Origin of the sequence: Martelella sp. UBA3392, from assembly GCF_002358775.1 — a bacterium.
GTDB classification, from domain to species: domain Bacteria; phylum Pseudomonadota; class Alphaproteobacteria; order Rhizobiales; family Rhizobiaceae; genus Martelella; species Martelella mediterranea.
This window is the reverse complement of sequence record NZ_DEPM01000248.1, coordinates 1-18,606: the sequence shown is the minus strand read 5'-3', so window position 1 is coordinate 18,606 and position 18,606 is coordinate 1. Positions and strand designations below refer to the sequence as shown.

Annotated in this window: 18 protein-coding genes; 8 read left to right on the top strand and 10 right to left on the bottom strand. The window is 62.8% G+C overall.

The window, feature by feature from the left end; translation table 11 throughout:
- Positions 1–114: 114 nt before the first annotated feature.
- A complete protein-coding gene (locus B4E36_RS19785; RefSeq protein WP_292055240.1) occupies positions 115–987 on the bottom strand; it encodes a DMT family transporter in 873 nt (290 codons plus the stop codon).
- 4 nt (positions 988–991) lie between these two features.
- Positions 992–1,771 (bottom strand): DUF3108 domain-containing protein, encoded by a 780-nt coding sequence (locus tag B4E36_RS19780; protein ID WP_292055239.1) that lies wholly within the window; start codon positions 1,769–1,771, stop codon positions 992–994.
- 228 nt (positions 1,772–1,999) lie between these two features.
- On the opposite strand from B4E36_RS19780, the gene rpmB reads away from it, so the two are divergent.
- Both rpmB and B4E36_RS19770 read left to right on the top strand, forming a co-directional pair.
- Positions 2,000–2,296, top strand: a complete 297-nt coding sequence (gene rpmB / locus B4E36_RS19775) for a 50S ribosomal protein L28 (protein ID WP_026173307.1) — start codon at positions 2,000–2,002, stop codon at positions 2,294–2,296.
- A gap of 96 nt (positions 2,297–2,392) precedes the next feature.
- The gene (locus tag B4E36_RS19770) at positions 2,393–3,025 is read left to right on the top strand and encodes a queuosine precursor transporter (RefSeq protein ID WP_018063847.1); all 633 of its coding nucleotides are present in this window, start codon (positions 2,393–2,395) and stop codon (positions 3,023–3,025) included.
- Here B4E36_RS19770 and B4E36_RS19765 read toward each other — a convergent pair.
- Positions 3,015–4,448: a mannitol dehydrogenase family protein gene (locus B4E36_RS19765; protein ID WP_345900730.1), complete on the bottom strand. Its 1,434-nt coding sequence runs from the start codon at positions 4,446–4,448 to the stop codon at positions 3,015–3,017. The genes B4E36_RS19770 and B4E36_RS19765 overlap by 11 nt on opposite strands.
- Before the next feature lie 184 nt (positions 4,449–4,632).
- On the opposite strand from B4E36_RS19765, the gene amyA reads away from it, so the two are divergent.
- Entirely contained in the window at positions 4,633–6,120 is a 1,488-nt protein-coding gene (gene amyA / locus B4E36_RS19760; RefSeq protein ID WP_292055237.1) for an alpha-amylase, read from the top strand.
- Positions 6,121–6,124: 4 nt separating this feature from the next.
- Here amyA and B4E36_RS19755 read toward each other — a convergent pair whose 3' ends face one another.
- The gene (locus tag B4E36_RS19755) at positions 6,125–6,667 is read right to left on the bottom strand and encodes a VOC family protein (RefSeq protein ID WP_292055236.1); all 543 of its coding nucleotides are present in this window, start codon (positions 6,665–6,667) and stop codon (positions 6,125–6,127) included.
- A 96-nt stretch (positions 6,668–6,763) separates the two neighbouring features.
- Here B4E36_RS19755 and B4E36_RS19750 point away from each other — a divergent pair, with 96 nt between their 5' ends.
- Complete coding sequence (locus tag B4E36_RS19750; RefSeq protein WP_292055235.1) at positions 6,764–7,426, top strand: TetR/AcrR family transcriptional regulator; 663 nt, start codon at positions 6,764–6,766, stop codon at positions 7,424–7,426.
- A 7-nt stretch (positions 7,427–7,433) separates the two neighbouring features.
- On the opposite strand, the gene B4E36_RS19745 is transcribed toward B4E36_RS19750, so the two are convergent.
- The 4 genes from B4E36_RS19745 to B4E36_RS19730 all read right to left on the bottom strand — a co-directional run bounded on the left by B4E36_RS19745 (position 7,434) and on the right by B4E36_RS19730 (position 11,983).
- Positions 7,434–8,372, bottom strand: coding sequence for an esterase-like activity of phytase family protein (locus B4E36_RS19745; protein ID WP_292055234.1), 939 nt, complete (start codon positions 8,370–8,372; stop codon positions 7,434–7,436).
- Positions 8,369–10,267 carry a cobaltochelatase subunit CobT gene (gene cobT / locus B4E36_RS19740; protein WP_292055233.1) on the bottom strand — a complete coding sequence of 633 codons (1,899 nt, stop codon included), beginning with the start codon at positions 10,265–10,267 and terminating at the stop codon, positions 8,369–8,371. The genes B4E36_RS19745 and cobT overlap by 4 nt, the downstream gene beginning before the upstream one ends.
- Positions 10,268–10,277: 10 nt before the next feature.
- A complete protein-coding gene (gene cobS, locus B4E36_RS19735) occupies positions 10,278–11,270 on the bottom strand; it encodes a cobaltochelatase subunit CobS (protein ID WP_026173305.1) in 993 nt (330 codons plus the stop codon).
- Positions 11,271–11,341: 71 nt separating this feature from the next.
- A complete protein-coding gene (locus B4E36_RS19730; protein ID WP_018063839.1) occupies positions 11,342–11,983 on the bottom strand; it encodes a J domain-containing protein in 642 nt (213 codons plus the stop codon).
- Between the two features lie 162 nt (positions 11,984–12,145).
- Between B4E36_RS19730 and B4E36_RS19725 the strand changes: the two genes are divergently transcribed.
- Positions 12,146–12,427 (top strand): BolA family protein, encoded by a 282-nt coding sequence (locus B4E36_RS19725; protein ID WP_292055230.1) that lies wholly within the window; start codon positions 12,146–12,148, stop codon positions 12,425–12,427.
- A gap of 16 nt (positions 12,428–12,443) precedes the next feature.
- On the opposite strand, the gene B4E36_RS19720 is transcribed toward B4E36_RS19725, so the two are convergent.
- Complete coding sequence (locus B4E36_RS19720; protein WP_292055229.1) at positions 12,444–13,184, bottom strand: HAD-IIB family hydrolase; 741 nt, start codon at positions 13,182–13,184, stop codon at positions 12,444–12,446.
- Positions 13,185–13,188: 4 nt separating this feature from the next.
- Positions 13,189–14,526, bottom strand: a complete 1,338-nt coding sequence (locus B4E36_RS19715; RefSeq protein WP_345900729.1) for a glycosyltransferase — start codon at positions 14,524–14,526, stop codon at positions 13,189–13,191.
- A gap of 204 nt (positions 14,527–14,730) precedes the next feature.
- Between B4E36_RS19715 and B4E36_RS19710 the strand changes: the two genes are divergently transcribed.
- From B4E36_RS19710 to leuB, 3 genes are all read left to right on the top strand, one after another.
- Positions 14,731–16,011 (top strand): glycerate kinase type-2 family protein, encoded by a 1,281-nt coding sequence (locus B4E36_RS19710; RefSeq protein WP_292055227.1) that lies wholly within the window; start codon positions 14,731–14,733, stop codon positions 16,009–16,011.
- A 194-nt stretch (positions 16,012–16,205) separates the two neighbouring features.
- A complete protein-coding gene (locus B4E36_RS19705; RefSeq protein WP_345900728.1) occupies positions 16,206–17,180 on the top strand; it encodes a polysaccharide deacetylase family protein in 975 nt (324 codons plus the stop codon).
- 136 nt (positions 17,181–17,316) lie between these two features.
- Entirely contained in the window at positions 17,317–18,432 is a 1,116-nt protein-coding gene (gene leuB / locus B4E36_RS19700; protein WP_345900727.1) for a 3-isopropylmalate dehydrogenase, read from the top strand.
- The last annotated feature ends 174 nt before the right edge of the window (positions 18,433–18,606 follow it).

Below are 18,606 nucleotides of genomic sequence, written 5' to 3'. Positions count from 1 at the left end.
TCTCCCCTCCGGGGCGAGAAGATTTGGGGGCTGTGCGGTAAAGTCCCGCATGAGAGCCGGGCGTCAAATAAAGGGTCGGAGGGTGGTTCCCCAGCTCCCGCTCAAAGTTCCCGCTTAGGAATTCTTTCCTCTGATCATATCCCGCGCTGCAATCACCGCGCCGCCGGTAATCAGCAGGCATGCCACGATCACCCGCCAGCCGGGTTCGCCGAATCGGGCGATGATCAGGATGATGGTCGATAACAGCGGCGCGGCATAGCTTGCCGCCCCCAGCACCTGGATATTGCCGTGCTTGACGCCATAGTCCCAGGCGTAGAAGGCGAGGCCCACTGGCAACAGGCCGAGCCCCGCCACCGCCAGCCACTGGCCGAAATTTTCGGGCCAGACCGTGGTTTCAAGCCCGATATGGCAGAATAGCGAGAGCAGGGCGGTCGCAAGGCAGAAACCGGTGACGACATCGGTCGAGACCTTGGAGAAGGAGCGCGAGGCCAACGAATAGCCCGACCAGGTGAAGGCGCAGAGGAAGGCGGCGAAATAACCGAGCGCGTATTCCCCGCTGAAGGCCAGCCCGCCGCCGCGGGTGACCAGGATCGCCGTGCCGGCGAATCCCGCAAGCGCGCCGATGATGTGATGGGCCCTGAGGCGCTCGCCCGGCAGCAGCGCCGAACCGACCACGATCAAAAGCGGCCACAGATAGGCGATCAGCCCGGCATCGACCGCCGGCGCGTTTCTGAGCGCGGTGAAATACAGGAAATGATAGCCGAACAGGCCGGCAATGCCGACGATCCAGACCTTTGGCGGCTGCCGCAGCCGCTGCAGGCGCTCTGGCCGCGCGATCAGCACCGCGATCCCCGGCAGGCTGGCGATGGCAAAGGCGATCGCCGAAAGCTGGAACGGCGGCACATTGCCGGAGGCAGCGGTAAACAGCGCCAGGAACGACCACATCAGCACGGCTGAAAAGCCGATCAGAGTTGCACGCATGCTCATGATGTTAGCGGGGCAGGCCGAATTTTGAGGCGTAGATCGTCAGCCGGCCGATCTTGAGCGGGATATGCGCCATAACCGGTGCGAACACATTCAGTTCCTCATTATAGGCGAACCAGACGACGAGTTCGCGGGAATTGGCGAGATATTCGATATCCTCATCCTTGCGCTCATAGCCGGCTACCGGCTTGAACCGGACGGCACAGCCGATCGCGCGGCCGGAGAAACCTTTTGTGGAAAACGGCCGGCTTCCCGCCGACGCCATCTCAAGCTCAAGCCGTGTTTCGCCGTCGAAGATCGAGACCGTGGTGGCGCAGGGGTTGTTGGAGGGCGGCAGCAGCAGCGCGGTAACCGGGTCGATCACATTGCGCAGATGTTTCGGCTTCACCTCGACCCAGTTGTCTGCGCGCGGGCCGGGATCGGGCTCGATGGTGGATTTCGTCACCCGCTTGTTGGAAAAGGTGGCGGCATAATCGCGGGCGTAGTCGCCATCGCGGTAGATGAGCTGGAATTCCCGCGTTTCCGGCTTGCCGTTCTTCCACAACCCGTCGGCATCGACCTTGACGGCGATCGAGGTGAACAGATTGCCTATCCCCGCCGCCTCGATATCGGCATTGATATTGTATTTGCCGTCGGCGACCGTGGTGTTGAACACGGCGTCGGCGATCTTGATGCCGGAAAACGACAGCGTATAGACGGTCTGCTGCTTGATATCCTCGGCGTGCGCGGCGGGCGCGGCAAGAAGCGCCGCAGCGAGTCCGAGCGATTGAAGAAGTTTAGCTGCCATATCCCGCACCCGTCCATTGAAGTTCGATCACCCCCCGTTTATGTCGTAGCTGGCGTCAAAAAAACAGTCGTTAATTTTTTGTCCGCCGCGAAAAACCTCCAAATCGCCTTGACCTTTGGCGAAGGCAAGATTATAGAACCGCAACTTTCCAATGAGCCGCCAATTGGATCGCGGGGTATGTTCGTCCCGTTGAAAGCCTTGGCCAAAGAAGAACAAGTAGGTGTTACCATGTCCCGCATGTGTGAATTGACTGGCAAGGGCGTGATGTCCGGCAACAATGTAAGCCATGCCAACAACAAGACCCGTCGCAAGTTTCTTCCCAATCTTTGCCGGGTAACCCTGATGTCGGAAGCAACCGGCATGAGCTATCGCCTGCGCGTTTCGGCGGCAGCCCTTCGCTCCGTTGAGCATCGCGGCGGTCTCGACGCATTCCTGCTGAAGTCCGGCGAGCGCGATCTTTCGCCGCGCGCCCGCCTTCTGCGCAAGGAAATCATCAAGAAGACGGCCGAACAGGCCGCCGCCTGATTTTAGGCATTCTGACTAAACTGGAGAGCCTTGCCGCCAGCCGGTAAGGCTCTCTTTATTCGTTCTCCAGCTGGTGGCATCACCCAGGGTAAAAAAATGCGACAGACGCAATCCGTGCTTATCTACAGCCTGCTGATGGCAGGCGTCGTGCTTCTTTCCAACATTCTCGTCCAGTATCCGGTTTCCGGAACGCTGTATGGCATCTCGCTCGCCGATCTTCTGACCTGGGGCGCGTTCACCTATCCGCTCGCCTTCCTGGTCAACGACCTCACCAACCGACAGTTCGGGCCGTCGGCCGCCCGCAAGGTGGTGATCGCCGGTTTCGTGGTCGGCGTCGCGTTTTCGTTCTATGCCTCGGTGCCGCGAATCGCGATCGCCTCGGGCACGGCGTTTCTGGTCGGCCAGCTTCTCGATATCTCGGTTTTCAACCGCCTGCGCCGTCAGACATGGTGGAAGGCACCGCTGGCCGGCTCGCTGTTCGGCTCCGTGCTCGACACGGTTCTGTTCTTCTCGATCAGCTTCGCCGCCATCTTCGCCTTCATCGGTCCGAATGATGATTTCGCGCTCGGCACGGCGCCGCTTCTCGGCGTGTTCGCGCTGGAAGCGCCGCGCTGGATCTCCTGGGCGCTTGGCGATCTCTCGGTCAAGCTCGCCTTCAGCCTGATCATGCTCCTGCCCTATGCGGCGCTGATTTCCTGGCTGCGCCCGATGCGCACCGTCAACGGATAGTTATGGCTACCGCCTCGCGCGGGCCGTTTTCGACAATGCTGTCATAGGCTTTGAGGATCGCGGAGCGGAAGGCGGGTTGTGCAGAGAGCCCCGCGTCGAAGATCGTATCGATGGCGATGAGGCCGTCGACCAGCGCCTCGCCGTCGCGTTCGCGCGCCATAGCCAGCAATTGTTCGGCAAGCGGGTCGGTCAGCGTGCCGCCATTATCCGCCGCAAGCTTCACGAATCGTATCCAGCCGGCCACGGCGAGCGCCAGCAGCGGAAAGGGTCTGCCGGCTGCGATATTCTCCTCGACCGAATGCAGCAGGCGCTGCGGCAGTTTCTGGCTGGTATCCCAGGCGATCTGGCCGGTGCGGTGTTTCAGCTTCGGGTTGGCGAATCGGGCGATCAGGTCGTCGGCATAGGCCTCGATATCGACGCCCTCGATTGCGGGCAGTATCGGGCGCTGTTCGTCGAGCATCAGGCTGCGGGCGGCCTTGCGGAACACCGGATCGGCCATGCAGGCGTCGACCGTCTCCAGCCCAGCCAGGCTTCCGAGCATCGCCAGAAACGTATGCGCGCCGTTCAGCATTCTGAGCTTCATCATCTCGAACGGGCGCACGTCGTCGGTCAGCATCGCGCCGCCTTCGGCATAGGGCGGGCGGCCGGCGGCGAAATCGTCCTCGATCACCCATTGGCGGAACGGCTCGCAGACGATGCCGTTGTCATCCGCCCTGCCGCCATTGATATTCTTCAGCAACGCGCGTCCTTCGTCGTCGAGTGCCGGCACCACCCGGTCGACCATGGTGCCGGGGAAGGTGACATGGGCGTCGATCCAGTCGGCAAGCCGCCCGTCGTGCTGATGGGCGAAGGCGAGCACCGCGGCACGCACCAGCCTGCCATTGTCGGGCTGGTTGTCGCAGGACAGCACTGTGAGACCGGAAAGCCCGGCCGCACGGCGGCGCGCGAGGCCAGCGACAATCACGCCGATCGCGGTTTTGGGATTTTCCGGGTTTTCCAGATCGGCGCGGATGCCCTTATGGTCGAGATCGAGTTGACCGTTGCGGCAGCAATAGCCCTTTTCCGTGATCGTCAGGCTGATGACGGAGAGCGGCTCGGAGGCGATCAGGTCGAGCAGCGAATCGATGCCGTCGCGGCCCGGATGGCAGGTGCCGACGACCACGGCAATCTCGCGCGCGGTCGCGCCATTGCCGTCGACCTCGGCCACGAGGTAGCGCCGTCCCGCATCATCGAGCGCGGAAAACTCTTCCGCGCCGGAGTTCAGCCGGCAGGCCACCACGCCCCAGTCGCCGCCGGCGGCGTTCAGGCCCTCCTGCAGATAGACCATCAGATGGGCGCGGGCGAAGGCGCCGAAGCCGATATGGAGTATGCGCGGGCTGAGCGAGGCCGGATCGAAATTGGCGCGGATGACGGTTTCTGGCATCGGAACTCCTCGTGCATGCCTGACATATTGCAGTCAGCTTATCGGGGTCGGCGGCGGCTGCGGTCAAGCAAAGTTTGCATGTCATCGGCCGGAGCGCCAGAATGCAGCCTCGCTCAAAGGGCGCGGAACTTTACCCGGCGCGAACCGTTTCTAAGCGCTATCCATCCAATCCAGCGAGGGCAATGTGGCCGGACGCGTTCTTCTTCAGTTTTTCCATTGGTATTATCCCGACGGCGGCAGGCTCTGGGGCGAGGTCGCCGAAAAGGCCGGAAGCCTTGCCGATATGGGCATCACCGATGTCTGGCTGCCGCCTGCCTACAAGGGCGCCGCCGGCGGCTATTCGGTGGGCTACGACACCTATGACCTGTTCGATCTCGGCGAGTTCGACCAGAAGGGCACCGTCCCCACAAAATACGGCGACCGCGATGCGCTGGAGGCCGCCTGCAAGGCGCTGGCGGAACACGGGATCGGGGCTATCCACGATGTCGTGTTCAACCACAAGATGGGCGGCGACGAGCGCGAGGCGGTCAAGGTGCGCCGCGCGAACCCCGATGATCGCAACGAGATCGAGGATGAGGCCTTCGAGACCCATGCCTATACCCGCTTCACCTTTCCGGGCCGGCAGGGCAAATATTCCGAGTTCGTCTGGAGCCAGAAGTGCTTCACCGGCGTCGACTATATCGAGGACCCGACCGACACCGGCGTCTTCCGTCTCGTCAACGAATATGGCGAGGGCGAATGGCATAGCGAGGTCGACGAGGAGCTTGGCAATTACGACTACCTGATCGGCTCCGATGTCGAGTTCCGCAACCGTGCGGTTTATGAAGAGCTGAAATACTGGGGCAGATGGTTTGCCGAACAGGTGCCGGTCGCCGGCTTCCGGCTCGACGCCGCCAAGCATATCCCCGCATGGTTCTTCCGCGACTGGATCGGCCATATGCGCGAGAGCGTGAAGGAAGACCTGTTCGTGGTCGCCGAATACTGGCATCCGGATATCGGCGCGCTGGAGAACTATCTGGAGCTTGTCGACCGTCAGCTCCTGCTGTTCGACGTCGGTCTCCACCACCGCTTCCATGATGCCGCGAAGGGCGGCGGCGATTTCGACATGCGTACCATTTTCGATGGGTCGCTGCTTTCGGCGCAGCCCGCGCATGCCGTCACGCTGGTGGAAAACCACGACACCCAGCCGCTACAATCGCTGGAGGCCGCCGTTGAACCGTGGTTCAAGCCGCTTGCCTATGCGCTGATCCTGATGCGCGAGCAGGGCGTGCCGAGCGTCTTTTACGCCGATCTCTACGGCGCGGACTATCGCGACAAGGGCAGCGATGGCGAAGAGTATGATATCGTGATGCCGAAGGTCGAATGCCTGCCGGCGCTGATCTCCGCCCGCAAACGCTTCGCCAATGGCGGCCAGACCGACATGTTCGACGACCCGAACTGCCTCGCGATCGTGCGCCATGGAACCGATGAGGCGCCGGGCTCGGCGACGGTGCTCACCAATGGCGAGGAAGCCAGCAAGCATGTCGAACTCGGCGAAGGCCATGCCGGGGCGAGCTTCCGCGATTTTCTCGGTCACCGTGAGGATACGGTGACGGCCGATGAGAACGGCAATGCCGATTTCCCGGTCAATGGCGGCAGCGTCAGCGTCTGGGTGCGCGAGGATGCGCTCTGAATGCCTATCCGCGCGGCAGCGTGCGAAAGGCCTTCTTCGCGGGCGAGCCCTGCCATTCGGGATGCTCGGCTTCCGCCTGTTTCCACGCCTCAGCCGAGCGTCGGTAGGCCATGGGCGAGGCGATTTTCGGGATATGCGCCAGCTCCCAGTGGATGCCGTTGATGGGATCGTCGAAAAACACGCCGTAATAGCCAGGCGCATAGACCGGATATTCCGCCGGCGTCTCCGTTACAGGAACGCTGTTTGGAACGAGGAACTCCCGATGGAAGCGGTCGACCTCCTTCCGGTTCTTCGCCCACAGCGCAATGTGATGAATCCCGGTGGCGCGCGCCTCGTGGTCGAGCTTGCCGCCGGTTTTCGCAGGCTGGATGCCGATATAGCTGTGGGGGAACGGGAACCGCGCCATGTAATAGGTCGAGTGGTAGCCGATATCCATGGTCCAGAAGCTCTTGTAGCCCAGCCAGCCGAACATCCGGTCGTAGAACGCCACCGAGTTCTCGTAGTCGAGAACCGAGAATTCAACATGATTGACACCGCGCCAGCGCATTGTGCATCTCCTGTTTTGCGGCGGACGGGACATCCGTCGCGATCTGGTGTATGTGTTTTTAGACCACTGGTCTAAAATGTCAATGAAGGCGGATTGATGGCTGCGGAAGACAAGAGGAAGCCGATGGCGGAGGGCGACACGGCGCTCGCAAGGCTCGAAGCGCTGGCGCCGGATCGCCGCGCGCGCCTGCTGGACGCGGCCGAGGCGGCTTTCGCAGCGGCCGGCTTTGCCGGTGCTTCGATGAATGCCATCCTGACCGCGGCCGCCATGAGCAAGGGGCAGGCCTATTACTATGTTCACGATAAGGGCGATCTCTATTCCGCCGTGATCGAACGCGCGCTCGGAAAACTGGTCGATCGGATGGATTTTTCCGCGCCCTTCCAGGCCGCCACGATCGATGCTTTCTGGGATGGCATTTACGCGGCGTTCGAGCGCCTCAGCGGGGCTCTTGTCGCCGATCCTGTCATGGCGGCACTCGGCCGGACGATGTATGAGGGCCCACAGACGGAAAAAGCGCTCGAAGCGCCGCTCGCGCGGATCAGGCGTGCTCTGGAACTGCTCGTGGAGAAGGGGCAGGGGCTGGACGCTGTCCGCGCCGACATGCCGCGCGCGCTGATCGTCGACATGGTGCTTTCCGCCGCCCGTGCGCTTGACCGATGGTTTGCGGAACACTGGGACGATCTCTCGCCGGAGGAAGCGGCGCGCCTCAATCTTGAGGGGCTGAAGATGATCCGGGCGATGGTCGCGTCCGCCGGTTGATCCAGCCTCAGCCGGCCAGCCTGAACTCCAGCATCAACGTCTGCTGCAGCACCGAATCATTGTCGTCCGAGATGATGATCAGATGCAGGCTGCCGTCGGGCATCGCAATAACGTCGAGGCCTTCCATATTATCGATCCGGTTCAAACCGCTTGCCTGCATGATCACCGGACCATCCACCACCGCGCCGGCGCGGATCGTATCGGCGGGAATACGGCGAATGCGCATGCCGATACCGCCCAGAAGCGAAAACCGCCGCTCCAGCAGCAACAGGTCGCCATCCGGCAGGAAGGCGGCGTCAGTGACGTCGAATTCCTGATTCTTGACGACCTTGAAGATGCCCTTGCCGGGACCGGAAATGATCGCGGCGAACAGGTTTCCGTCGCTGTCGATGCTCTTTTCCGCCACCACCACGGTGCGGCCATCGGCATTGGTCGCCATCGCCTCGAGGCCGCCATTGGCGCGCAATTCGTTGCGGGGAATCAGGAAATCGGGGCCGGGCTTCGCCGTCGCGTTGTCATGTCCCTCAAGCGGATATTGATCGATCCGGTGCATGTTCTCGAAACCGACGAGGATCCGTCCGTCCTTGATCGTCATGCTCTCGGCATCCATGGCGACCTTTTTGGCATGCACGCCATTGGCGTTCTTCATCGGCGTGACCGTCACGTCGGCGACGCCTGAAAGTCGCCCCCTGCCATCGCGGGTAATCTCGCCGTCGACCCAGTGGCCGTCATCGGCAACCGCAATGAAGCGTTCGCCGCCGGGCAGGAAGCGGATCGCGGAAAGCGAATGCAGGCCGGAGAGCTTGAGCCCGCCGACGAATTGCAGCTCGCCGAAACGGGTCACCGCCGGATCGTCGTCGAAACTTTCGATCCGCGTGGAAGAGATATCCGCAGCCGAAGCCTGCGCGCTGACAAGCGCCAGCGCAAGAAGAAGGGCACGTATCATCTGGCGCGTCGGCGCGTCGGCGCCTCGGCGCCCTTTTCCTCGAACAGCGCGGCTAGCTGGTCGGTCATCGCGCCGGCCAGTTCGTCGGCATCGACGATCGTGACCGCGCGGCGATAGTAGCGTGTGACGTCATGGCCGATGCCGATCGCGAGCAATTCCACCGGCGAGCGGGTTTCGATATGTTCGATCACCGCCCGCAGATGTTTTTCGAGAAAGTTGCCGGGATTGACCGACAGCGTCGAATCGTCGACCGGCGCGCCGTCGGAAATCATCATCAGGATGCGGCGCTGCTCGGGCCGAGCCATCAGCCGGTCATGGGCCCAGATCAGCGCCTCGCCGTCGATGTTTTCCTTCAGTAACCCCTCGCGCATCATCAGGCCGAGATTGGCGCGCGAGCGCCGCCACGGCTGGTCTGCGGACTTGTAGATGATGTGGCGCAGATCGTTGAGCCGGCCGGGGGCCGCGGGCTTGCCCGCCTCCAGCCATTTCTCGCGCGACTGGCCGCCCTTCCACGCCTTGGTGGTGAAGCCGAGGATCTCGACCTTGACGCCGCAGCGCTCCAGCGTGCGCGCCAGAATGTCGCCGCAGGTGGCCGCCACCGTGATCGGGCGGCCGCGCATCGAGCCGGAATTGTCGATCAGCAGCGACACGACGGTGTCGCGGAACTGGGTGTCGCGCTCCATCTTGAAGGACAGCGGCTGCATCGGGTCGATCACCATGCGCACCAGCCGCGCGGTATCGAGATAGCCTTCCTCGAGATCGAAATCCCAGGAGCGATTCTGCTTGGCCATCAGCCGGCGCTGCATGCGGTTGGCGAGCCGGCCGACCGCGCCCTGGAGATGGGCGAGCTGCTTGTCGAGATGGGCGCGCAGGCGCTGGAGTTCTTCCTGGTCGCACAGCTCCTCGGCGGTGATTTCCTCATCGAATTCGGTCGAGAACACGCGGTAATCGACCTTCTCGTTGAAATCGTCGAAGGCGGTGTTGGGGCGCTTGGTTTCGCCGGCGACCTCGGAATCCGGATCGGCCTCGTCGTCGAGATCGGTATCGGCCACTTCCGCGCCGTCAAGCTCGCCCTGGTCCATCTCCTCGTCGGCGCTGTCGCTGTCATCGGCGGAGGCGGAATCCTCGCCGGCCTGCTCCTCGACCTGTTCGTCGTTCTCGCGTTCGGAGCGCGGCTGTTCCTCGTCGGAGAGGTTTTCCTCCTCGTCGTCGTTTTCGAGGTCGTCGCCGGCATAATCATCGGCCATTTCCATCGACGACAGCATCGAGCGGACAACGCGGGCGAAGGCGTCCTGATCGTCGATCGAGCTTTCCAGCCGGTCGAGATCGACGGCGGCCTTGTCCTCGATGAAATCGCGCCAGTAATCGAGCACCTTTCCGGCCGAGGCCGGCGGCTTCTCGCCGGTCAGCTTTTCGCGCACCAGCATGGCGACGGCCTCGGAAACCGGCGCGTCCTCCTTGCGGTCGATCGCGGCGAAATTGGCCTTTTCGTATTTCTCGGCATGCATGGCGGCAAGGTTCTTGGCCATGCCCGGCATGCGCTTCGCCCCGATCGAATCGATCCGCGCCTGCTCCACCGCGTCGAAGATCGACTGTGCCTCGGTGCCGCCGGGCGACATGTGGGCGTGGGTCACGGGGTTGTGGCAGGCCATGCGCAACGCCATGGAATCGCCAAGCCCGCGCACCACGGCAAGCTCCTCGGGCGTCGGGCGTTTGGAGAATTCCGGAAGTCGGATCTGGTGGCCGCTCATGCCCGGCCGGTCGCGCGAAAACACGACCTCCGCCTCCCGCTCGCCAGAGATCGCGCGCACGCAGCCGGAAACGGCCCGGTGCAGTGGCTCCAGGTCTACGGGCGCATAGGGGTTGGATCTTCGATTGTCGCCGGGACCGGCCATGAAAACTTCCTCAGGCGCTGATCACGACGTTGGCGGCGCTTTCCTTCAACTCCTCGCCGAAGGCGCGCTGATACTGCTCGGCCACCAGCGTGCGCTCCAGCTCGTCGCACTTGTTGAGGAAGGTGACGCGGAAGGCGAAGCCGACATCGCCGAAAATTTCGGTGTTCTCTGCCCAGTTGATCACCGTGCGCGGGCTCATCACCGTCGAAAGATCGCCATTGACGAAGGCCGAACGGGTGAGGTCGGCAACGCGAACCATGTTGGAGACAGTTTCCCGGCCTTCCGCGCTGGCGGCAAAGCTCTTCACCTTGGCGAGGATGATGTTCACTTCCTGCTCGTGCGGCAGGTAGTTCAGCGTAGTGACCAGCGACCAGCGGTCCATCTGGGCCTGATTGATCTGCTGTGTGCCGTGGTAAAGCCCGGTGGTGTCGCCGAGGCCAACCGTGTTGGCGGTCGCAAACAGGCGGAAGGCCGGGTGGGGGCTGATCACGCGGCTCTGGTCGAGCAGCGTCAGCCGGCCCGACGATTCCAGCACGCGCTGGATCACGAACATCACATCCGGGCGGCCGGCGTCATATTCGTCGAAGACGAGGGCGACGTTGTGCTGATAGGCCCAGGGCAGGATGCCGTCCTTGAACTCGGTGACCTGCAGCCCGTCCTTGACTACGATGGCGTCCTTGCCGACGAGGTCGATACGGCTGACATGGCTGTCGAGGTTGACGCGCACGCAGGGCCATTTGAGGCGGGCTGCGACCTGTTCGATATGGGTGGACTTGCCGGTGCCGTGATAGCCGGAGACCATGACGCGGCGGTTATGGGCAAAGCCCGCGAGAATGGCGAGCGTGGTGTCGCGATCGAAAAGGTAGTCGGGATCGAGGTCGGGCACATAGGGGTCGTCGGTCGAATAGGCCGGGACTTTCAGGTCGACATCGAGGCCGAAGGTTTCACGAACCGAGACGGTGGTGTCGGGGAGGTTCGAATAGTCCAGATCGATCTTGCTCATCATTTCTCCAGCGCGGCTTCCGGGAAAAAAGCCGCTCAACGGTCTTTTATCTGCTCTTGATGGAAGTGTTCCTAGCAGAAGCCGGACTGCTTTAACAATTGGTATGCCTGCACCACGGCGCGAAAAGTTTCCTCCGAGCCGCGGTCGCCGCCATTGGCGTCGGGGTGGTGTTTCTTGACCAGCAGCTTGTACTGCTTCTTGATGTCGTCGGACGTCGCCGCGGCGGTCAGCCCCAGCGTGTCGAAGGCCTTGGCCTCCAGCGTCTTCAGCTTGCGCTCGCGCTTCGGGCGCTGCGGCCGGCCATCCCTGCCGTCATGGACGAAGCCGAACGGATCGCGCATGCGCGCGGCGGACGCGGCATTGCCGGCTTTTCTTGAACCGTTGAGCGGCGTCTTGCGGGTGTCGCCGTTGACGCCGACGGTCCAGGTCGGGCGATGGCCGGTGAGCGCTTCCTTCTGATAGCGCGCGATCTCGCTGTCGGAGAGGCCCTCGAAATAATTATAGCCCTTGTTGTAGGCCTTCACATGCTCGAAGCAGAACAGGAAAAACTGCCCCTCGGCATTGCGGCCGACGGGGGCCTTGTGCTTTCCGGGCTTGTGGCAGCCGTCCCACTGGCACTCGGGCACAGCGGTCTCCGCATCGGCTGGTTTTGCCGTGGCGGGGCCCTTGCGCTTGGTGCGGAGGCGGTCGAAATATTTGGAATCTAGATTCATGGCGCGTGATTATGACCTTCCAAGCCCGCCACAACAAGAATTGACAACGGGATTTCTTACTGGCTTTCTGCCCTGTTAACGCGTTGACCACGGCGCGGGGTTCGCGAAAGCCGGTTTTTGACCTTTCCGTTAGACGCGCCACGCGCGACAAGGAGTGAAACGATGGCAATGGCCGCAGCAATCGAAGACCGGCTGAATACCCTGTTCAATCCCGAACGGCTGATTTTGAAAGACGAGAGCGCGCAACATTCCGGCCACTACAATGATCCGGACGCGCCCGAGATCACCCATTTAAGGATCAGGATCGTATCCGACAAGTTCAAAGGGATGAGCCGCATCGCACGACATCGTGCCGTCAATGAGGCACTGGGCCCGGAATTCGCCGATGGCCTTCATGCTTTGGCGATCGAAGCCGCAGCACCCGACGAGCCGACGCGGTGGTAATGGGGGAGGGGCCGCTCTAAATCGCGACCCCGAAATGCCTCAGCCCCTCGATCACGCCGTCGGCGATTTCGCCGCGGGCCTGATAGATACGGTCATTGCCCTTGGCAAGCGCCCTCAGGTCGTCATGGCCGTTGGCCGGGATGATGCCGCGCACGTCGGGCACGGTGAACATCGCGCTGTCATTGCCGGTGTCGCCGGCAACCACGACGTCATCATGGGCGATATCGAGTTTTTGGCAAAGCCATGAAAGGCAGGCGCCCTTGTCGGCATTCTTCGGCAGGATGTCGAGATCGCGCTTCGACGAGTAGATCAGCTTGACCTCGAGCCCCTTTGCGGTCAGCGCATCCTCGATGGCCTGCAAACGGCCCTTCTTGGCGTTTTGCAGATACCAGCTCGACTTGTAGCCGTGCTGGTAGCGCTCCGGCTGGCGGATCACGTCGGGAATATTGGACATGATCCGCTCGACCGTCTCGACATCGAAGGCGGTGCCGATGAAATCATCGAAGCCGCCGATGGGCAGGCCGTTGCGGTGGTCATGCGCCATGGTGCCGACGCCGCCGATCAGGAAATCGGGCTCGGGCAGGCCCACCATGCCGATCAGTTCGCGGATATCGTCGACGAGCCGCCCGCTGTTATAGACCAGCAGCGGGCGCTCGGCTTCGGGCACGGCCTCGAAGGCCCGGCGGAAGCGTTCCGTCGAGCCGTTGTCGCCGACAAGCGTGCCGTCGAGATCGGAGGAGAACAGTCTGATTGCCATCGCCTCAGTCGCCGTCATTCCAGGGTTCGGCCCAGTCGCTGTCGGTCAGCGATTGCCGCATCGGGCGGCCCTCGACCAGCGAGATCAATTGTTGGGCGATGCCGGTCCAGGTGAACAGGCTGCGGGCCTTGTGCGCGCCCATGCGGGCGAGGCGATTATAGAGCCGCTGATGCTTGAACGGCTTCATCATCATGATGCCGAGATCGTATTTGTCGAACGTGTCGGCAAACAGCGCGTGACGGCCGAAGCTGATCGCGCGGTAAAGCCCGCCATTGGTGGTCACCACCGTCGGCGTGCCCGATGCCATCGCCTCGATCGCGGTCATGCCGAAGGGCTCGTAACGGCTGGACAGCACGAACATGTCGGCCGCGCGATAGATATCGGGCAGGTCCTCGTCGGAGACATAGCCGGAGAAATGAACCTTGTCCTCAAGCTCCAGCTCCTTTACCAGCGCCTTGAGCTCGTTGAGGATTTTCGTTTCCAGCTCGTCCATGTCCGCGCCGCCGACGGCAAGCTGTAGCTCGGCGTCCGGAACCCGTTCGGCCATCACCGAGAATGCCTGGATCAGAAGATCATAGCCCTTGTTGGTGGCGAGCCTGCCAAGCGCCAGCACGGTCTTGCCCTTGAAGCCGAACCGCTCTCGCAGCATGTTGCGGGTGGCGCCCGAGACCGGATAGAAGCGGTTGTCGTCATAGCCGGGCGGGATCATGTAGACCCGGTCCTCGCGGATGCCGTAATCCTCCACCAGCATGTCGACCTGAAGCGGCGTCGTGGCGATCACGCTGTCGCAGGCGCGGTAGATCTTGTTTTCATGCTTGATCCGTTCGGTGAAGTTGAAGTCCTTTTCGAACTGCTCCTTCTTGTCGGGATAGTCGGTCTCCATTGTCCGCTTCTTCCACAGGCCGATCGAATGCGGGGTGTGGAGATGCGGGATGTGGAGCGCTTCGGCGAGCCTGAGGCCAGCATAGCCGGCGTCCCAGTAATGGGAGTTGATGAAGGTGTAATGGAGATCGTGCTCGCGCATGTAGCGCAGCGCATTCTCGCTCCATTCCAGCAGGTGCTTGTAGAGATATTCCTTGGGAATGAATTCCTTGCCGCCGCAGGGGATGCGCACGACCCGGACGCGCTCGTCGACCTCGTCGATTTCCGGCTGATCCTCGAACCGGCGGGGATAGATATCGACCGAGAAGCCGAGCTGGGCGAGTTTTTTCGAAAGTTCCAGAATGTAGACGACCTGTCCGCCGGTATCGGCGGCGCCAAGCGGCGGATCTGCGGCAACATATCCATGTGTGGAAACAAGCGCGATATTGGGATATTTATCGGACCCGTTCTTGTCGGCCATCTTCAATCCTTCCTTGCAAAACAAAGCGTGGCGTGTCGGCGCGGATTCGGTTCTGTACAATTGCCGGGAGGAGGCGAAAAGAATCGAACGGGCGCACGTCCCGCCTTTCAGTGAACGCACAACCGGCGCGAAGTGTTCCACGCAAACTTGAGCGATCCGGGGTTATGTGGAACATAGGGGAACAGTCCCATAAGGAAAACCCCTATGAATTCCTCCGCCCGCTTCCAAGATAATCCCGACGCGTTTCTGCGCAGGCTTTTCGATGTCGCCGTGGCCGCCGCTGATCCGATGAAGCAGCTTGCGCGGTATCTGCCGGAGCCGCCGAATGGCCGCACGATCGTGGTCGGGGCCGGCAAGGGATCGGCGCGCATGGCGGAGGCGCTGGAGGCCTGCTGGGACGGTCCGCTCGAAGGCGTCGTCGTCACCCGCTACGGCCATGAAGCCCCCTGCAAGCATATCGAGATTCTCTCCGCCTCCCATCCGGTGCCGGACGAAGCCGGCGAGAAGGCGGCGAAACGCATACTGGAAACCGTTTCGGGTCTGACAGAGGACGATCTGGTGATCGTGCTGATCTCCGGAGGCGGTTCGGCGCTGCTGTCGCTGCCGCCGGAAGGTGTGACGCTTGCTGACAAGATCGCCGTCAACAAGGCGCTGTTGCGCTGCGGGGCGGCGATCGACGAGGTCAACTGCGTGCGTAAGCACCTGTCGGCGATCAAGGGCGGCAGGCTGGCCGCCGCCATCCACCCCGCCCGCTGCCACACGCTGCTGATTTCCGACGTGCCGGGCGACGATCCGGCGATCATCGCCTCGGGCCCGACGGTCGGCGAGACAACCACGGTCGAGGACGCGAAGGCGATCCTGAAACGCTACGCGATCGACCTGCCCGACCACGTCGCCCGCCATCTCGACACCGAGGCGGCGCGCTGCGTGGCGCCTGACGATCCGCGTCTGGCGCGGGCGGCGAACCACATCATCGCCACCCCGTTCATGTCGCTGGAGGCGGCCGCCGACGCGGCGCGCGAGGCTGGGCTCGACGTGCTGGTGCTCGGCGACACGATCGAGGGCGAGGCCAAGGATGTCGGGATCGTCCATGCCGGTATCGCCGGCTCCGTCGTCCACCACGGTGTGCCCGCCAAACGGCCCGCGATCATCCTTTCGGGCGGCGAAACCAGCGTGACCGTGAAGGGCGAGGGAAGGGGCGGCCGTAATGTCGAATTCCTGCTCTCGCTTGCCGTCGAACTCAACGGGCTTGAGGGCGTCTATGCCCTTGCCGGCGATACCGACGGCGTTGACGGTCGCGAAGAGGTGGCCGGCGCCGTGATCGGGCCGGACACGCTCGAGCGTGCGCGGGCACTGGGCCTCGATGCCCGCGCCGCGCTTGCCGACAATGACGGTCACGGATTTTTCGAGGCGCTGGGCGACCAGGTCATCACCGGCCCGACGCTCACCAATGTCAATGATTTCCGGGCAATCCTGATCCTCTGAATTGCAACCCGCATCGCGGAACCGGCGCGCTTTCCGCGCGCCGGTGGTGCGTGCACGCGAAATCGCGGCGCGGCCGGCTGAATGTTCGCTCCATTTTACGCTTTGGTAACCATATTCGCACATTTTTTGCGGGAGCCCGCGCGGCGAATCCCGCGATGCGCGTCCGGCATCTGGTTGGTTGAAGTGGATTACCAATGCGTCGTTTTGTAACCGGTCTTGCAGGCCTCTGCGTTCTCGCGCTCGCTTCCTGCGCTTCCAACGGGGAGCGCGATACCATGATCCTCAAGACCGCGCTGCTGCCGGAGCCCGCCCGCGTTCTTTCCGAAGCTCCAAACGCGATCGAGGTCATCACCACGGGTTCGATCGGGGAGATCATGCCGATAGAGGAAGCGCCGCTGCAGCTTGGCTCCATCCATTCGCGCATCGTCGATGGTGCTGATCGCGGAGCGCAGGTCATGACCATCAGCCTTGGCGAGGATGGCCGGCCGGAACACCATCCGCTGGCGGGCCGCACGATCTATCTGGACGAGACCCGAGACATCACGCTGGCGCCGCTCGAAGTGGTGCTGACCTTCGATGACGGCCCGGTGCCCGGCCGCACCAATGTGGTGCTGGACGCGCTCGATGCCTACGGGGTCAAGGGCCTGTTCTTCATGGTCGGTCAGATGGCGCATTATTATCCCGAAACGGCGGCGCTGGTCTCCGAAGGCGGCCACACGATCGCCACCCATACCTGGTCGCACCCCTATCTGCCCGCGCTCGGCCATGACGCGGCCGTCGCCAATATCGACAAGGGCAGGGCGGTTGTGGAAGAGACGACCGGCGAGACGCCGCATTTCTTCCGCTTTCCCTATCTCGCCGAAAACGAATGGCTCGATCGCGCGCTTGCCAGCCGCGGCCTGATCCCGGTCGGCGCCGACGTCGATTCCCTCGATTATCGTGAGGCGACCACCGAGCAACTGGTGGAGCGGGTGATGCGCGGACTGGAGGCCCGTGGCGGCGGCATCGTGCTGATGCATGATCTGCAGGGCCGCACGGCCCGCGCCATCGGCCCGCTGCTCGCGCGGCTGGAGGAGGGCGGCTACAAGGTGGTGCAGCTTAAATACGGCACCCCGCCGCTAAAGGACGATACGCTGGTGGCGCGGCTCCAGACAAATCCCCGGCGATAGCTTTCGTGCGCGCACGTACCGCAACGGCGTTCAACCGCCTTGAAATGCGCGATCCTGCGGTCTAGAACCGCCTCGGCCCGCCAGAGGCGCCGACATCCCGGATGGCGCGCGGCCAACAAGCACCGAGGGAGGCATCATGAGCCATCGTAAACTCTTTCTTCTGCCCGGCGACGGCATCGGCCCGGAAATCACCGAGGAATTCGTCAAGGTCATCAGCCTTTTGAACGACAAGGCCAGTGCGGGTTTTGAAATCGAGCGCGGGCTCGTCGGCGGCGCGGCTTATGACGCTCACGGCAAGGCGATCTCCGACGATGACATGGCGCGGGCGATGGCGGCCGATGCGGTGATGTTCGCCGCCGTCGGTGGTCCCAAATGGGACAATGTCGCCTATGACGTGCGCCCCGAAGCAGGCCTTCTGCGCCTTCGCAAGGATCTCGAACTCTTCGCCAATCTGCGCCCGGCGATCTGCTATGCGGCGCTCGCCGCCTCTTCCTCGCTGAAGCCTGAACTGGTCGAAGGCCTCGATATCCTGATCGTGCGGGAACTGACCGGCGGCGTCTATTTCGGCGAGCCCAAGGAAATCATCGACCTCGGCAATGGCCAGCAGCGCGCGATCGACACCCAGGTCTACGACACCTACGAGATCGAGCGCATCGCCGCCGTCGCCTTTGAACTGGCGCGCACCCGCGATAACCGCGTCTGCTCGATGGAAAAGCGCAATGTGATGAAGTCCGGCCTGTTCTGGAACCAGGTCGTGACGCGCGTTCACAAGGAAAAGTTCGCCGATGTCGAGCTGTCGCACATGCTGGCCGATGCCGGCGGCATGCAGCTCGTGCGTGCGCCCAAGCAGTTCGACGTGATCGTTACCGACAACCTGTTCGGCGACATGCTCTCGGATGTGGCGGCGATGCTGACCGGCTCGCTCGGCATGCTGCCGTCCGCCTCGCTCGGCGCGGAAGATGCCGTCACCGGCAAGCGCAAGGCGATGTATGAGCCCGTCCATGGCTCGGCGCCCGATATCGCAGGGCAGGGCATTGCCAATCCGCTCGCCATGCTGGCCTCGTTCGCCATGTGCCTGCGCTACTCGTTCAACATGATCGAAGAGGCGGAAGCGCTTGACGCCGCGATCGCCAAGGTGCTCGATGACGGGCTGCGCACCGGCGACATCATGGCGCCGGGCTGCCGCAAGGTCGGCACCAGCGAAATGGGCGATGCCGTGGTCGCCGCCTTCGCCGCCACGCTCGGCGTTTGAAGATGAAGGTCGGCGGCGGGGTTTATAACCGCCGCCGCCGCGCTATCTTGTCGGGATGAACGAGACCCGCGAAGACCTTCCCAAAACCGGTATCCGCATGCCGCCGTTGTTCTGGAAGCGGCGCGTTGCGCACGAGACCTTCCGCCTTTCCGCCACCTGCTGGCCGTGGTTTCT

Bases quoted from the DNA above. Each gene is read 5' to 3' on its own strand.
- B4E36_RS19720 (WP_292055229.1), bottom strand. From the start codon at position 13,184: ATGGCAATCAGACTGTTCTCCTCCGATCTCGACGGCACGCTTGTCGGC.
- B4E36_RS19770 (WP_018063847.1), top strand. From the start codon at position 2,393: ATGCGACAGACGCAATCCGTGCTTATCTACAGCCTGCTGATGGCAGGC.
- cobT (WP_292055233.1), bottom strand. From the start codon at position 10,267: ATGGCCGGTCCCGGCGACAATCGAAGATCCAACCCCTATGCGCCCGTA.
- cobS (WP_026173305.1), bottom strand. From the start codon at position 11,270: ATGAGCAAGATCGATCTGGACTATTCGAACCTCCCCGACACCACCGTC.
- leuB (WP_345900727.1), top strand. From the start codon at position 17,317: ATGAGCCATCGTAAACTCTTTCTTCTGCCCGGCGACGGCATCGGCCCG.
- B4E36_RS19750 (WP_292055235.1), top strand. From the start codon at position 6,764: ATGGCTGCGGAAGACAAGAGGAAGCCGATGGCGGAGGGCGACACGGCG.
- B4E36_RS19715 (WP_345900729.1), bottom strand. From the start codon at position 14,526: ATGGCCGACAAGAACGGGTCCGATAAATATCCCAATATCGCGCTTGTT.
- B4E36_RS19725 (WP_292055230.1), top strand. From the start codon at position 12,146: ATGGCAATGGCCGCAGCAATCGAAGACCGGCTGAATACCCTGTTCAAT.
- B4E36_RS19765 (WP_345900730.1), bottom strand. From the start codon at position 4,448: ATGCCAGAAACCGTCATCCGCGCCAATTTCGATCCGGCCTCGCTCAGC.
- B4E36_RS19710 (WP_292055227.1), top strand. From the start codon at position 14,731: ATGAATTCCTCCGCCCGCTTCCAAGATAATCCCGACGCGTTTCTGCGC.
- B4E36_RS19785 (WP_292055240.1), bottom strand. From the start codon at position 987: ATGAGCATGCGTGCAACTCTGATCGGCTTTTCAGCCGTGCTGATGTGG.
- B4E36_RS19745 (WP_292055234.1), bottom strand. From the start codon at position 8,372: ATGATACGTGCCCTTCTTCTTGCGCTGGCGCTTGTCAGCGCGCAGGCT.
- B4E36_RS19780 (WP_292055239.1), bottom strand. From the start codon at position 1,771: ATGGCAGCTAAACTTCTTCAATCGCTCGGACTCGCTGCGGCGCTTCTT.
- B4E36_RS19730 (WP_018063839.1), bottom strand. From the start codon at position 11,983: ATGAATCTAGATTCCAAATATTTCGACCGCCTCCGCACCAAGCGCAAG.
- B4E36_RS19755 (WP_292055236.1), bottom strand. From the start codon at position 6,667: ATGCGCTGGCGCGGTGTCAATCATGTTGAATTCTCGGTTCTCGACTAC.
- B4E36_RS19705 (WP_345900728.1), top strand. From the start codon at position 16,206: ATGCGTCGTTTTGTAACCGGTCTTGCAGGCCTCTGCGTTCTCGCGCTC.
- rpmB (WP_026173307.1), top strand. From the start codon at position 2,000: ATGTCCCGCATGTGTGAATTGACTGGCAAGGGCGTGATGTCCGGCAAC.